Here is a 12,740-nt window from a genome sequence, read left to right on the forward strand (position 1 = left end):
TTCATCCATGAAGACGTTCAGTGCTAAGCCGCAGTCCGTCCAGCGCGACTGGTATGTAGTCGACGCTACGGACAAAACGCTCGGTCGTCTGGCAACCGAGATTGCTCGCCGCCTACGTGGCAAGCATAAGCCCGAATTTACCCCTCACGTTGATACTGGCGACTACATCGTCGTCATCAACGCAGAGAAAGTCCACGTAACCGGTAATAAGGCGAAGGCAAAAACCTATTACCGCCACACTGGTTACCCGGGCGGTCTGCGCTCTATGACATTCGACAAAATGCTTGATCATGCGCCCGAGCGTATCATTGAGTCTGCCGTTAAAGGCATGTTGCCGAAAGGTCCCTTGGGCCGTGCCATGTACACTAAATTGAAAGTGTATGCTGGCAACGAGCATCCGCATGCTGCCCAACAGCCGCTTGAACTGAACCTCTGAGGAAATCTTCGCCATGACACAGCAGTATTACGGTACCGGGCGCCGCAAGACTTCCACCGCTCGCGTGTTTATGAAGCCGGGCTCTGGCAAAATTACTGTCAATAACCAAGACCTAGACCTCTATTTTGGTCGTGTTACCGGTCGTATGGTTGTTCGCCAGCCGCTTGAATTGACTGAAACCCTTAACCAGTTTGACATCTTCGTGACTGTCGCTGGTGGCGGTGGCTCTTCTCAAGCTGGCGCCATTCGTCACGGCATCACTCGTGCCCTGATGAACTACAACGAAGACCTGCGTCCTTCGCTACGTGCCGCAGGCTACGTAACGCGTGATGCGCGTCAAGTTGAACGTAAGAAAGTCGGCCTGCGCAAAGCACGTCGTCGTCCGCAGTTCTCCAAGCGTTAATTTTTACGCTATGCGGCAAAACGCCCAGGTCATCGACCTGGGCGTTTTTTATTGGAATATCAAAAAATTATATTGCTCGTACCACTATGGTCACGAGCGGTTGTTCTTGTGCACAGCGCTTTGTTTTTTTACCATAGAGCGTAATTAATATTCGTCGTCGCAAGACGCCTTTGCGGCGGAACGGGTAAGCTGATGGGAGAAACCTGAAATGGCAGATAACGGCGTAAACAAAGGCCGACGCCGTTTCCTCGTAGGCGCCACCTCCGTTGTGGGTGCGGTAGGTGCTGTCGGGGTAGCGGTACCCTTTGTGGCTTCTTGGCAGCCTAGTGCCAGGGCAAGAGCGGCGGGTGCTCCCGTTCAAGCAGATATATCCAAGCTTGAACCTGGGCAACGGATGACCGTTGAGTGGCGGGGACGTCCGATTTGGATCATCCATCGCACACCTGAAATGATTGAGCGCACAGAGTCGCTCGAAGAGGGGGTACTCGCTGATCCAGAATCAGCCGAGCCGCAGCAACCAACTTATATTGAAGGGCACATGCGCTCTATCAAGCCTGAGATTGGGGTGCTGATTGGTATCTGTACGCATCTGGGCTGTTCGCCGCTTTTCCGGCCAGAGCCTGACGCTGAGGGTGTTGGCGTCGATAACTGGCCGGGTGGTTTCTTCTGTCCTTGCCATGGCTCTCGCTTTGATTTGGCTGGTCGCGTGTTCAGTAACGTCCCCGCACCAACCAATCTTGAGGTGCCACCCTACCGCTTCGAAAATGATGACATCATTATCGTCGGCGAAGATGAGGAGTCTGCCTAATGGGTAATCCGAATAAAGCCAAGGCGGAAAAAGGCATCATGCGTTGGGTGGATGACCGCTTTCCCGCTACACAAATGTGGCAAGAGCATCTCTCCAAGTACTACGCGCCGAAGAACTTTAACTTTTGGTACTTCTTTGGTTCATTAGCGCTGCTAGCGCTTGTTAACCAGATTCTTACCGGTGTCTGGTTGACCATGAGCTTTAACCCCTCCGCTGAAGGTGCGTTCGATTCCGTCGAATACATCATGCGCGATGTGGAGTGGGGGTGGTTGATTCGCTACATGCACACCACAGGGGCCTCGGCCTTCTTCCTCGTCGTCTATCTGCATATGTTCCGTGGCCTCTTATACGGCTCTTACAAAGCACCCCGCGAGCTAGTGTGGGTCTTTGGTATGACTATTTATCTGGTGCTAATGGCGGAAGCCTTCATGGGTTACCTGCTGCCGTGGGGGCAAATGTCTTACTGGGGCGCACAGGTAATTATCTCGCTGTTCTCGGCGATTCCGGCTATCGGTCCCGATTTAGCGCAGTGGGTACGTGGTGACTTCCTGATTTCAGGTATTACCCTTAACCGTTTCTTTGCGCTGCACGTGGTCGCATTGCCAATCGTCATTCTGGCGCTCGTTGTACTGCACATCATTGCCCTGCATGAGGTGGGTTCAAACAACCCAGACGGCATCGATATCAAGCAGAAGAAAGATGAGGCCGGTGTGCCGTTGGATGGGATTCCGTTCCACCCCTATTACACGGTGAAAGACCTTGTTGGCGTAGCAGTATTTCTGTTCGTTTTCTGTGTGGTGGTGTTTTATTTCCCAGAGGGCGGCGGCTACTTTATTGAAAAGCCAAACTTTGACCCCGCGAACCCGCTGCAGACGCCTGATCACATTGCGCCCGTTTGGTATATGACGCCTTTCTACGCCATTCTCCGCGCGATAACCTTTTCGGTGTTTGGCTTAGACGCTAAGTTCTTGGGCGTTATCTTTATGGGGGCGGCAATTGCAATATTGTTTGTTCTGCCCTGGCTGGATCGTAGTCCGGTACGCTCAATGCGTTACAAAGGCTGGATGTCGAAAACCATGCTGACGCTGTTTGCTATCAGCTTTGTCATCCTGGGTGTTTTGGGCGTGTTGCCATCGACAGAGGGTAGGACGCTCCTGGCTCAGGCGTGCACCGTGATCTATTTCGCCTTCTTTGTCTTGATGCCGTTCTACACCAAGCTGGAGAAGACTAAACCCGTTCCGGAAAGGGTGACTGGCTAATGAAAAAGTATCTATTTGGACTCCTTTTCGCGTTAGTGCCAGTAACGGCGATGGCAGCGCCAGCTGCAAGTGTGCCTCACTCAATGGATCCTGATCTGCAAGATCAGGCCTCGCTGCAAAATGGCATGAAGCTCTATGTGAACTACTGCATGGGCTGCCACTCGCTTCAGTATCAACGCTTTTCCCGTGCGGCTGACGACTTGGGAATGCCTCAGGATCTGGTTGAAGAGAACCTTATTTTCTCACCTGAACTGGCCTATAACGACCAAATGCATAACGCTATGAGCAGCGGCGATGGTGAGAGTTGGTTTGGTGCGCCGCCGCCGGATCTGTCTCTCAAGACGCGTGTGCGAGGAACCGATTGGATTTACTCCTACTTGCTCGGGTTCTACAAAGATCCTAGCCGTCCCACGGGCGTTAACAACACGGTGTTTGACCTAGTGGCAATGCCAAACGTGTTGGAGCCTCTGCAGGGCGTTCAAGAGCTGGTATGTGCTGAAACTGACCGCCCGGTAGAAGGCCAAGAGCCGGATGCGTTATCGGGCAAGTACCAGTCTTGTGATGTGCTGCAAGTGACCGAGCCAGGCGAGCTCGAGCCTGCGGAGTTTGAGGAAGCGATGTATGACCTTACTAACTTCCTGGCTTATGTAGGTGAGCCTTCCAAGCTTCAGGCCCAGGCGCTGGCGCCTAAAGTACTGATCTTTATTTTCATTTTTGGTGTGATTGCTTACCTGCTCAAGCGTGAGTACTGGCGAGACATCCACTAATTAGTAGTAGCTGATGGTCAGTTAGGCGCACGGCGTAAGTCGTGCGCCTTTTGCTTGTCAGCATGGCAGTAAAGCAAAGCAAGCTGGCTTCCCCTAAGGTAGCGCTGGCGTGTTATTATCCAAGATTGTTTTGATGTGAGGATGCTTTCATGGGTGTTGTGGCCAAGCGGTCGTCGATGATCTTTTACTCAGGTAGTGATGATCATTTCAGTCATCGTGTGCGCATTGTGCTGGCCGAGAAGGGGGTTGCCGTCGATATCGTCGATGTGCTCGAAGAAAAACCGCCGGAAGAGCTGGCAGACCTCAACCCGTACAACAGCGTACCGACGCTGTTAGATCGTGACTTGGTGCTGTATGAGTCCAAAGTCATGATGGAGTACTTGGATGAGCGTTTCCCGCATCCTCCGCTGTTGCCTGTTTATCCTGTAGCGCGTGCGCAAAGCCGCCTATGGATGCACCGCATTGAGCGCGAGTGGTGCCCAATGGTCGACCTGATTCGCAGCGGTGGAAAGAAAGAGGCAGATAAAGCGCGTAAAGAGTTGCGTGAAAGCCTGATCGGCATATCGCCTATTTTCGAGGATATGCCTTACTTCATGAGCGAAGAGTTTACGCTGGTGGATTGCTGTTTGGCGCCTGTATTGTGGCGTTTGCCGGAACTCAACATCGAGTTGCCTGAAAAGCAGGTCAAGCCGCTGCTGTCATACATGTCGCGAGTATTCGAGCGTGAAGCGTTTAAGGCATCTTTAAGTGAGCGTGAAAAAGAGATGCGCGCTTGAATTCATTTGGCTCCTTTGTGCTCGACAAGGGCAGGGAGCCTTTCTTGTAAGGAGGAGGGAGTCTAGATGAAATCGAGTCGCCCCTATCTCGCCCGAGCGCTCTACGAGTGGTTGTTGGATAATGAGCTAACGCCTTATCTGGTGGTTGACGCTACCTTGCCAGGCGTAGAGGTTCCGCGTCAGTTTGTTCAGAACGGTCAGATCGTTTTGAACGTGGCGCCGACCGCTGTGCGTGATCTTTTTATGGAGAACCAGGCGATAGGCTTTAATGCGCGCTTTGGCGGGCAACCTATGCAGGTAATGATACCGATCCCGGCCTTAATCGCTATTTACGCCCGTGAGAACGGTGCAGGTATGGTCTTTGGTCACGAGCCTGAGCTAGGCGATGGAGCCGAGTCCTTTGGCGATATTGAGGACGAAGATAAGCCCTCTACCAAACCGGAGTTGTCGGTCACAGAGCCTGTTCCTGAGAAAAGTGACAGTGATACTAAGGCTTCAAGCGAAGAGGCTGATAAAGAGGCTCAAGCGAAGAGCAAGACGAAGAAAAAGCCCACCCTGCGGGTCGTAAAATAACGCCCTGGGTTGCTTACAAAAAAAGCCTCGCTCATTTGAATTGAGCGAGGCTTTTTTTATGGCTACTAGAACGCAATGGGGAAATAGCGGGTTAGTCTAGGTAATCAAATACTTTTACGATTCGCTGTACGCCGCCAACCGAGGAGGCTGCATTGACGATCCGATCAGCCTCTTCGCGGGTAACGCGGCCCATCAGGTAGACGCTGGCATTTTCAGTGGTGACTTTTATCTTCGAAGAGTCAATACGGTCATTGGTTGCCAGATGGCTGATTACATTGGTAGTTAGCCAGGTGTCGGTCAGGCGCTGGCTAGCCGGTAGGCGGGCGGCAATGGTGAGTTCGTTGTGGACGTCAGTAACACCGCGTAGGTTACTGGCAACTTCACCCGCCTTATCGCGAAGCTCTTCACTGGGTACTTGACCCACCAGAAGCACGACGCCGTTATAGCTATGAGCGCGAATACGGGCATCGCCTAGCCGGCCGTCGGCACGCTTTAGCGCGGCATCAACTTCACGCTCAATGGTGGTATCGATAGCTTCAACATCGTCGCTACGCTGGGCATAATTGGACTGATTAGAGGCTGAGTTGTTGGCACAGCCGGTAATGAAGAGTGCCGCGCAAAGCACAGCGGCTATTAAGGCGCGAGGGGAGAGGCGTTGGGCCATCGGTATGACTCCTTGATGCTAGCAGTAAAGCATTGTTTAAAAGGTTTGGTTAAAAACCACTCGCTTGGTGACGCTATAATAAGTTCTATTTAGGCGCTGCCAAACAGCTGTTCATCGATAAGATCGCATAGACAGTGAATCACCAGCAGATGAACCTCCTGAATGCGGGCCGTCGATGTAGCCGGGACGCGAATTTCACAATCATCCTGGCCTAAGAGTGACGCCATGTCGCCACCGTCGCGACCCGTGAGGGCGACCACCGTCATTTCACGATCATGGGCGGCTTGAATCGCTTGTACAATATTACCTGAGTTACCGCTGGTGGATATGGCCAGCAGCACATCCCCCGGCTGACCTAGGGCGCGAATCTGCTTTGAGAAAACCTCATTATAGCTGTAGTCGTTAGCAATTGAGGTAAGCGTAGACGTATCGGTCGTAAGCGCCAGTGCAGGTAAGCTGGGGCGTTCGCGCTCGAAGCGGTTGAGTAGCTCAGAAGAGAAGTGCTGGCTATCGCCGGCACTGCCACCATTACCGCAAGCGAGAATTTTCCCTTCGCTAACAAGGCACTGCACCATCATTTGGCTAGCCACTTCAATAAACGGCGGAAGTACTTCGCTGGCGTAAGTTTTGGTGTCAATGCTAGCGTTGAAGTGGCCGAGTATCCGAGATTGAAAGTCCATCAGGGCTTCCTGGTTAAATTAAAGTGTAAAGACCGTTTTTAAAGACAGTCAAAAGGCATCAAAAGCAGCTTTCACCCAATGGAATTCGAGATTGGGCTGCTTGCCCGTTATCGCTAGGATATCAAAGCGGCAGGGTGATGAAAGCCCGCTGCGGGCGATATAGAGCCTTGCCGCACGCACCAAGCGTTGCTGTTTCTGGTATGAGACCGTTTCCAGCGGATGTCCGTAGCGCGTCGTCGTGCGGTGTTTGACCTCAATAAAGACGAGAATATCGCCATCTCGCATTACCAAGTCAAGCTCACCTCCTTTCACGTAATGATTCTGCGTGACAAGGGTGAGCCCCTGTTGGCGCAGCCAGTGAGCGGCAAGCTGCTCAATGGCTGCGCCGCGGGCACGGGCAGTGTGGGCGTTAGTCGTCACTGTCATCCAGGTTAGGGATTAAAATGGGTGAGGGCACACCGTTCTGGAATTTGGCCCAGGGTAGTTCGCGGTAGATACGACCGTCGTCGCTTAAGTAGAGGGTGCCGGTGCTGCCATTAAGGCCGTTCAACTCGCCAAGGTTGGAAAAGCGGATAGCCAGCTCGTAAGCATCAACGCCCATTGCCATCAGGCGGAACATGGAAGCATCAGATTCGTCCCGCAGGCTTTGGTAGGTAGATGCATAGGGCAGGGCCTCTTCGCCACCGACGGCGGCGTCAGGGATCTGCCAAGGGATATCCACGAACATGACCTCGTTTAGATCTTGGTCAAGGCGTGTCTGAAGGCGCCCTTCATGCAAGTGTGAGGTAGCATAGATCGGCAGATCGGGGGCGTAGTAGTAATCCATAGTCGGTGGCACCTGGCGCGCATACTCGGGCAGGGCGAGCAGGAATAGGGCATCAATATTGCTTAGACGCGCGCGATCACCGCTGACATTGAGCGCGGTTTGTACGGCATTGGAAACCGAGCTATCCGGGTTGTAGCGCACGGCGTTGTTGATTTCGCCGCCCTGGCTATGCCACTCGTTCCAGAAGGCTTCGCCTACGCGTCTGCCCCAGCCGTTATCCGGTACCATCATGGACATTTGACGGTGACCATCCTGCCAGGCACGACGGGCAGCTTGGCGCGCTTCATCTTCGGCTGAAAGGCCGTACTGGAAGAGTCGCTGGGCTTGGTTGTTATCGCCGCTGCCATAGTTGAGCGCCAGTGTCGGAAGCGGCACGCTATCGCGCTGCTCTAGCTGGGTTACTTGATCCTTATCTAGCGGGCCAATAATTAACTGCGCATTCATTTGTTGGGCGCGGTCGTAAAGCTCATCCATTGAGTAGCTCGAGGCGTCCAGGAAGCTCAACTCTACATTGCTGCCTTTAACATCATGGTGCTGCCGCATAGCCGTAGCGATGGTATTGGCGACGCTGCTAAGCGGGCCTGATTCGGGCAGTGCTACCACGATGCGGCGTATTTCCTGACCCTCAAGCTCTGGCAGTGCAACGCTCACCGCACCGCTGGGCTGATCAAGCGCCTCACGGGCCCAGCGCTGGCGCTCTTCAAGCCGCTCCTGCTGGTTGGCCTGCATTGGCAGCTCGTCATCGAGTACCTGAGTGGCGCGCAGTACGGCACGGGGTTCATCTAGCGCGCGGGCAAGCTCGGAAAATAGCAGTGCCCAGCGTACCCGGTCGGATTCTGAGAGCAAGCTTTCATCAATCCCATCGGCGGTTTCGAAGGCTCTGTCGCGCTCACCTTGGCGAGCCAGAATGTTAGCCGCTTCCAGGCGTGTTTTCGCGGCTTGCTCTGGCGCTTGCTGTTCCGCTTGGCTGAGTAGCTGGCCAGGGTCTTCATCGGGCACTCGATCTACCACGCTAGGCGATTGCATCGCACAGCCAGCAACGAGAAATGCCACAAGAGCAGCGGCGACTAAGCCACGTAATGACTGTTTCATGTATCCTTCCTTAGGTTTCCATTTGCGCTGTCGCTGCTTGTCAGCGATTGACCAAGCCACTGCACAAGCATAGCGCACCAGCAGGGCAAGCCATCAACGAATTGAGAGTCAACAATGACAGACGATAATCCGGGCACATTGTACGTGGTTGCCACGCCAATTGGGAATTTGGATGACTTAACCGCGCGTGCCGCTCGGGTGTTGGGCCAGGTGACGCGAATTGCCGCTGAAGATACTCGCCATAGTGGCCGCCTGTTGGCGCACTTGGGGCTAAACAAGCCCATGCTCTCTTTACACGAGCACAATGAAGCGCGTCGGGTAGATACTTTGGATAGTTATCTCGCTGCGGGTGAAGATATTGCCCTGATCAGTGACGCCGGAACACCGTTGATTAGCGATCCCGGCTTTGTGCTGGTACGAGAGTTGCGGGCACGCAATCGCCATATTGTGCCTATTCCCGGCCCTTGTGCGCTGATTACTGCGCTGTCAGGAGCGGGCCTGCCGACAGACCGTTTTGTATTTGCCGGTTTTCTACCTGCCAAGCCAGGCGCACGACGCCAAGCATTGGAGGGTTGGAAAACCCGCGAAGAGACGCTGGTGTTTTATGAATCTCCACATCGTATCGTGCACACCCTTGAAGCGTTACTGGAACAAATGGCGGATCGCGATGTGGTGCTGGCACGTGAGCTAACCAAGACCTTCGAGACGTTTCTACACGGTACGCCTGCATCGTTACTGGAGCAATTGGCTGCCGATCCTAATCAAGCCCGCGGCGAATTCGTGGTGATTGTTGCCGGGGCGCCGCCGGTTGAGCAGAGTGAGCATCAGGATATATCAGCGGACGCCTTGCTGGAGGCGCTGCTGGCAGAGGCGGTTGGCGTGAAGCAGGGCGCTGCGATTGCCGCGCGAATGCTCGGTGGACGTAAGCAAGTCTGGTACGCGCGTTTGCAAGCAATTAAAGGTGAGCATTGAGGCAAATCGAGGGCGCTGGTATGCTTGCCGCCGGAGTTGGCCAGACAGTCGCCGCTAATACCCCTCAAAAGGTGTTGGGGGAGGAAAGTCCGGGCTCCATAGGGCAGAGTGCCAGGTAACGCCTGGGCGGCGTGAGCCGACGGAAAGTGCAGCAGAGAGTAGACCGCCTAAGCCCCTGAAATAAACCTCTGGGGCCGGTAAGGGTGAAAGGGTGCGGTAAGAGCGCACCGCGCGCCTGGTAACAGTGCGTGGCATGGTAAACCCCACTCGGAGCAAGACCAAATAGGGATCCAATGGCGTGGCCCGCGCTGGATCCGGGTAGGTTGCTTGAGCGCTGTGGTAACGCAGCGCCTAGAGGAATGGCTGTCCACGACAGAACCCGGCTTATCGGCCGACTCCCCCACTTACGTACCAGAGCGTGTCCGCACGCTCTTTATTACGCTGTCACTATCATTTTGTGTGAGAAAAACATGCCTTCTCCTGACGCTGAACAGGTTGCTAACTGCTTTCGCCATACCAGCGTACTACTGGAAGGTGCTGTCGATGCCCTGGTGCACGATGCGCGAGGCGTCTATTTAGACGGCACCTTCGGGAGAGGCGGTCACTCACGGTTGATTCTTGATCGTTTGGATGCCCAGGGCCAACTGCTCGCTATGGATCGCGATCCCCAAGCGATTGCTGCGGCTGCTGAAATAGACGATTCACGCTTCCAGATTGCCCAGCGAGAATTTGCTCAGCTTGCCGAATTTGCCCGTGAACAGGGCGTGTTCGGTAAGCTTTCCGGCGTTTTACTCGATGTTGGCGTTTCTTCGCCTCAGTTAGATGACCCCGAGCGCGGCTTCAGCTTTATGCGCGACGGCCCGCTAGATATGCGTATGGATCCTACCCAAGGGCAAAGCGTGGCTGATTTCCTGGCCCGGGCCAGTGAGTCCGACATCGCCTATGTGTTTAAAACCTATGGCGAAGAGCGTTATGCCAAACGTTTGGCCCGCGCCGTGGTCACTCGCCGGGTTGAGAGGCCGTTTACCCATACGGTCGACCTGGCCGAAGTATTGAAAGTGGCTCACCCCGCCTGGGAAAAGGGGCGTCACCCCGCCACCAAAGCGTTTCAAGGGCTGCGTATTTTCGTCAACGGCGAACTGGAGCAGTTAGACAGCGCCTTAGACGCCGCGCTTGAGGCGCTGGCGCCTGGTGGCCACTTAGTGGTTATCAGCTTTCACTCGTTGGAAGATCGCCGCGTGAAGCGCTTTATTCGCCACCATGTCCGCGGCGATACCGACTTACCGCGAGGGGTGCCGATTCGCGACGATCAAATGAATCGGCGTCTTGAAGCACTCGGCAAAGGTGTGCGGCCAAGCGAGGAGGAAGTGGATGCCAATCCTCGCGCACGCAGCGCCGTCATGCGGGCTGCACGCAAACGGATGTAATTATCATCATGAGCATGGATCGGATTGAGCAGTGGGCAGCCACGCTACGCACCGAATGGCCTTTCAGGGTGCGTTTACGCACCTGGCCGGTGGCTATTACGCTACTGTTTCTACTCTGCATAGCCTCCGGGTTGGGCGTGGTTGTCACTACCCACATGACGCGGGTTCAATTTGCTCAGCTGCAACAGCTGGAGCAAGAAGAGAACCAGCTGCAAACGGAGTGGGGACAACTGTTGCTTGAGGAGGGCGCATGGTCGACGCCTGCCCGTATTGAGCAAATTGCCACTGACCGACTGGGTATGCGAATCCCCGATGTCCATGATGTTGAGGTGATTCGACCATGAGAAGCGAACGTCGAGGCGGTACCTCGCGTCTGGCGCCGATTGCGCCTCCGCTAGGCGGCGGGCGTTTTATGTTTATTCTGCTCGCGATTGGCTTGGCATCGGCTATTTTGATTGGCCGTATTACTTTGCTGCAGGTCATTGACCGCCCCTTTCTGCAAAGCCAGGGTGACGCGCGCACTCTCCGTCACGAAACAATCCCTGCCCACCGCGGCATGATTACAGACCGCAATGGCGAACCGTTGGCGATTTCCACGCCGGTGGTAACCCTTTGGGCCAATCCGCAAGAACTTCCCGAAGATGCTATACAGCGTGTAATGCTGGCCCAGGGGTTGGGCATGTCGCTGGGCGACTTCGAGGCGCGGGTGGCGCGCTTTAGCGAGCATGAGTTTATGTATTTGCGCCGCCAGATGACTCCCGCAGCGGCACAGCAGATTCTAAACCTGCGCACGCCTGGCGTTTACCCCCAGCGTGAATATAAACGCTACTATCCCGCTGGTGAAGTCGCCGCTCAGCTGCTAGGGGTGACCAACGTTGATGATGTCGGTCAGGAGGGCTTGGAGCTTTCCTATCAGCCTTACCTAGCGGGGCGACCAGGTCAGCGGCGGGTCATTAAAGATCGCCGTGGGCGTCTGGTTCGCGAGCTGGGTGTTATTGACGAAGCCCAGCCGGGCGGCGAGCTGACTCTCTCCATTGATCAGCGCATTCAATATATGGCCTACCGGGAGCTGCGCGCAGCGGTGGCTGAGAATGAGGCTGATGGCGGCGTACTGGTGATGATGGATGCCCGTACGGGAGAGGTGTTGGCTATGGCTAACTTGCCCTCCTACAACCCTAATAACCGAGCGGGGCTTGATCCGCGTGGGTTGCGTAACCAGGCCTTGGTCGATGTATTTGAGCCCGGCTCGGTGATGAAGCCGCTGGCTATGGCTGCCGTGTTAGAGAGTGGCGTGGTGGATCGCAACTCTGTGGTTGATACCTCGCCCGGCTGGATGCGATTGGATCAGTTCACCATTCGCGATTTCCGTAATTATGGCGAACTGGATCTACCCGGCATTCTGGAGAAATCATCGAATGTGGGTATGGCCCGCTTGGCGCTGCAATTAAGCGATACGGCGATTTGGGAAAAGTATAATCAGCTAGGGCTGGGGCAGGCGGCCGGAACCGGTTTTCCTGGTGAGTCTACTGGCAGCTTGCCGGCGCCGGTTCGCTGGTCGCGCAGCGAGCGGGCGACGCTCTCCTACGGTTACGGCCTGTCTGTGTCAGCGGTGCAACTGGCCAGTGCTTACACGGCACTAGCTAACGATGGCGTTCGTTTGCCGCCCTCACTGATACGCCTTTCTGAGCCACCCCAAGGCACTCCCGCGATAGAGCCCACGGTTGCCAATGACCTGTTGCGGATACTGGAGACTTCCGTTGCTGCCTATACTGGCGGGCGGAGAGCTCGGGTCGAGGGCTATCGGGTCGGGGGTAAGACGGGCACGGTGCGCAAAATAGGCCAGCAGGGCTATACCACCGATGCATACCGCAGCGTCTTTGCCGGTATTGCACCTATTTCTGACCCGCGTATTGTCACTGTGGTAATGATTGATCACCCCAAGGCAGGCGAATTTTATGGCGGCGCTGTCGCCGCACCGGTTTTTTCCAGTGTGACGGGGAATGCTTTACGCTTGCTGGACGTCCCGCCGGACCACGAGGCGGAATAGTTTTTTTTAA

15 protein-coding genes and 1 other RNA gene are annotated in these 12,740 nt (G+C 55.0%); 12 read left to right on the top strand and 4 right to left on the bottom strand.

The window, feature by feature from the left end:
- Positions 1–7: 7 nt before the first annotated feature.
- From rplM to QHL1GM_RS01125, 7 genes are all read left to right on the top strand, one after another.
- A complete protein-coding gene (gene rplM / locus QHL1GM_RS01095) occupies positions 8–436 on the top strand; it encodes a 50S ribosomal protein L13 (protein ID WP_071692830.1) in 429 nt (142 codons plus the stop codon).
- A gap of 13 nt (positions 437–449) precedes the next feature.
- Positions 450–839: a 30S ribosomal protein S9 gene (rpsI, locus tag QHL1GM_RS01100; protein WP_022523918.1), complete on the top strand. Its 390-nt coding sequence runs from the start codon at positions 450–452 to the stop codon at positions 837–839.
- 208 nt (positions 840–1,047) lie between these two features.
- The gene (gene petA / locus QHL1GM_RS01105; protein WP_071692831.1) at positions 1,048–1,647 is read left to right on the top strand and encodes a ubiquinol-cytochrome c reductase iron-sulfur subunit; all 600 of its coding nucleotides are present in this window, start codon (positions 1,048–1,050) and stop codon (positions 1,645–1,647) included.
- A complete protein-coding gene (locus QHL1GM_RS01110; protein WP_071692832.1) occupies positions 1,647–2,906 on the top strand; it encodes a cytochrome bc complex cytochrome b subunit in 1,260 nt (419 codons plus the stop codon). The genes petA and QHL1GM_RS01110 overlap by 1 nt, the downstream gene beginning before the upstream one ends.
- Complete coding sequence (locus QHL1GM_RS01115; protein ID WP_071692833.1) at positions 2,906–3,673, top strand: cytochrome c1; 768 nt, start codon at positions 2,906–2,908, stop codon at positions 3,671–3,673. Before QHL1GM_RS01110 ends, QHL1GM_RS01115 begins: the two co-directional genes overlap by 1 nt.
- Positions 3,674–3,822: 149 nt before the next feature.
- Positions 3,823–4,449: a stringent starvation protein SspA gene (gene sspA / locus QHL1GM_RS01120; RefSeq protein ID WP_071692834.1), complete on the top strand. Its 627-nt coding sequence runs from the start codon at positions 3,823–3,825 to the stop codon at positions 4,447–4,449.
- A gap of 66 nt (positions 4,450–4,515) precedes the next feature.
- Positions 4,516–5,022 carry a ClpXP protease specificity-enhancing factor gene (locus QHL1GM_RS01125; RefSeq protein ID WP_071692835.1) on the top strand — a complete coding sequence of 169 codons (507 nt, stop codon included), beginning with the start codon at positions 4,516–4,518 and terminating at the stop codon, positions 5,020–5,022.
- Between the two features lie 91 nt (positions 5,023–5,113).
- Here QHL1GM_RS01125 and QHL1GM_RS01130 read toward each other — a convergent pair whose 3' ends face one another.
- From QHL1GM_RS01130 to QHL1GM_RS01145, 4 genes are all read right to left on the bottom strand, one after another.
- On the bottom strand, positions 5,114–5,686 hold the full coding sequence (locus QHL1GM_RS01130) for a BON domain-containing protein (RefSeq protein ID WP_071692836.1): 573 nt from the start codon (positions 5,684–5,686) through the stop codon (positions 5,114–5,116).
- Between the two features lie 89 nt (positions 5,687–5,775).
- On the bottom strand, positions 5,776–6,366 hold the full coding sequence (locus tag QHL1GM_RS01135; RefSeq protein WP_071692837.1) for a phosphoheptose isomerase: 591 nt from the start codon (positions 6,364–6,366) through the stop codon (positions 5,776–5,778).
- Between the two features lie 48 nt (positions 6,367–6,414).
- Positions 6,415–6,786 (bottom strand): YraN family protein, encoded by a 372-nt coding sequence (locus tag QHL1GM_RS01140; RefSeq protein WP_083570942.1) that lies wholly within the window; start codon positions 6,784–6,786, stop codon positions 6,415–6,417.
- Positions 6,776–8,284 carry a penicillin-binding protein activator gene (locus QHL1GM_RS01145; RefSeq protein ID WP_071692839.1) on the bottom strand — a complete coding sequence of 503 codons (1,509 nt, stop codon included), beginning with the start codon at positions 8,282–8,284 and terminating at the stop codon, positions 6,776–6,778. The genes QHL1GM_RS01140 and QHL1GM_RS01145 overlap by 11 nt, the downstream gene beginning before the upstream one ends.
- A 114-nt stretch (positions 8,285–8,398) precedes the next feature.
- On the opposite strand from QHL1GM_RS01145, the gene rsmI reads away from it, so the two are divergent.
- The 5 genes from rsmI to QHL1GM_RS01170 all read left to right on the top strand — a co-directional run bounded on the left by rsmI (position 8,399) and on the right by QHL1GM_RS01170 (position 12,730).
- On the top strand, positions 8,399–9,256 hold the full coding sequence (gene rsmI, locus QHL1GM_RS01150; RefSeq protein WP_071692840.1) for a 16S rRNA (cytidine(1402)-2'-O)-methyltransferase: 858 nt from the start codon (positions 8,399–8,401) through the stop codon (positions 9,254–9,256).
- A gap of 32 nt (positions 9,257–9,288) precedes the next feature.
- Positions 9,289–9,659: RNase P RNA component class A (rnpB, locus tag QHL1GM_RS01155), an RNA gene on the top strand.
- A gap of 67 nt (positions 9,660–9,726) precedes the next feature.
- Positions 9,727–10,683: a 16S rRNA (cytosine(1402)-N(4))-methyltransferase RsmH gene (gene rsmH, locus QHL1GM_RS01160; protein ID WP_071692841.1), complete on the top strand. Its 957-nt coding sequence runs from the start codon at positions 9,727–9,729 to the stop codon at positions 10,681–10,683.
- Between the two features lie 8 nt (positions 10,684–10,691).
- The gene (gene ftsL, locus QHL1GM_RS01165; protein ID WP_071692842.1) at positions 10,692–11,027 is read left to right on the top strand and encodes a cell division protein FtsL; all 336 of its coding nucleotides are present in this window, start codon (positions 10,692–10,694) and stop codon (positions 11,025–11,027) included.
- Positions 11,024–12,730 carry a penicillin-binding protein 2 gene (locus QHL1GM_RS01170; protein ID WP_071692843.1) on the top strand — a complete coding sequence of 569 codons (1,707 nt, stop codon included), beginning with the start codon at positions 11,024–11,026 and terminating at the stop codon, positions 12,728–12,730. The genes ftsL and QHL1GM_RS01170 overlap by 4 nt, the downstream gene beginning before the upstream one ends.
- Positions 12,731–12,740 lie beyond the last annotated feature (10 nt).

This window comes from Halomonas sp. QHL1 (genome assembly GCF_001882345.1).
Taxonomy (GTDB): Bacteria; Pseudomonadota; Gammaproteobacteria; order Pseudomonadales; family Halomonadaceae; genus Vreelandella.

Excerpts from the sequence above, each read along its gene's own strand:
- rplM (WP_071692830.1), top strand. The coding sequence starts at position 8 with ATGAAGACGTTCAGTGCTAAGCCGCAGTCCGTCCAGCGCGACTGGTAT.
- rpsI (WP_022523918.1), top strand. The coding sequence starts at position 450 with ATGACACAGCAGTATTACGGTACCGGGCGCCGCAAGACTTCCACCGCT.
- petA (WP_071692831.1), top strand. The coding sequence starts at position 1,048 with ATGGCAGATAACGGCGTAAACAAAGGCCGACGCCGTTTCCTCGTAGGC.
- QHL1GM_RS01110 (WP_071692832.1), top strand. The coding sequence starts at position 1,647 with ATGGGTAATCCGAATAAAGCCAAGGCGGAAAAAGGCATCATGCGTTGG.
- QHL1GM_RS01115 (WP_071692833.1), top strand. The coding sequence starts at position 2,906 with ATGAAAAAGTATCTATTTGGACTCCTTTTCGCGTTAGTGCCAGTAACG.
- sspA (WP_071692834.1), top strand. The coding sequence starts at position 3,823 with ATGGGTGTTGTGGCCAAGCGGTCGTCGATGATCTTTTACTCAGGTAGT.
- QHL1GM_RS01125 (WP_071692835.1), top strand. The coding sequence starts at position 4,516 with ATGAAATCGAGTCGCCCCTATCTCGCCCGAGCGCTCTACGAGTGGTTG.
- QHL1GM_RS01130 (WP_071692836.1), bottom strand. The coding sequence starts at position 5,686 with ATGGCCCAACGCCTCTCCCCTCGCGCCTTAATAGCCGCTGTGCTTTGC.
- QHL1GM_RS01135 (WP_071692837.1), bottom strand. The coding sequence starts at position 6,366 with ATGGACTTTCAATCTCGGATACTCGGCCACTTCAACGCTAGCATTGAC.
- QHL1GM_RS01145 (WP_071692839.1), bottom strand. The coding sequence starts at position 8,284 with ATGAAACAGTCATTACGTGGCTTAGTCGCCGCTGCTCTTGTGGCATTT.
- rsmI (WP_071692840.1), top strand. The coding sequence starts at position 8,399 with ATGACAGACGATAATCCGGGCACATTGTACGTGGTTGCCACGCCAATT.
- rsmH (WP_071692841.1), top strand. The coding sequence starts at position 9,727 with ATGCCTTCTCCTGACGCTGAACAGGTTGCTAACTGCTTTCGCCATACC.
- ftsL (WP_071692842.1), top strand. The coding sequence starts at position 10,692 with ATGAGCATGGATCGGATTGAGCAGTGGGCAGCCACGCTACGCACCGAA.
- QHL1GM_RS01170 (WP_071692843.1), top strand. The coding sequence starts at position 11,024 with ATGAGAAGCGAACGTCGAGGCGGTACCTCGCGTCTGGCGCCGATTGCG.